The 277-nt window shown below is 49.8% G+C and carries 1 protein-coding gene; it reads left to right on the forward strand.

The window, feature by feature from the left end; all coding sequences use genetic code 11:
- Positions 1 to 277: VCBS domain-containing protein (locus CWS31_RS17500; protein ID WP_211355875.1), on the forward strand; the 277-nt coding region annotated here is incomplete at both ends.

A 277-nucleotide genomic window follows, 5' to 3' on the forward strand; every position in this document is an offset into this window, starting at 1 on the left:
ATGCGAGCAATAACACAGCGACAGGTACTATTTCAGTATTTGACGTAGATACCGGCGAAGGTACGTTAGTGAGCAGCACTGCGAGCTACGGCACGGTTGTGGTTGATGGCACAGGTGTATGGGAATACAGCTTAGATGACAGCAATGCTGCGGTACAAGCGTTACCAGACGGTGAAACCTTAACCGACACGATCACCTTTACTAGTGACGATGGCACCACTGAGACACAAACGATCACCATTACCGGCAGCAATGATGCGGCGGATATCACAGTTAC

The sequence above is a fragment of the Colwellia echini genome (assembly GCF_002843355.2).
GTDB classification, from domain to species: domain Bacteria; phylum Pseudomonadota; class Gammaproteobacteria; order Enterobacterales; family Alteromonadaceae; genus Colwellia; species Colwellia echini.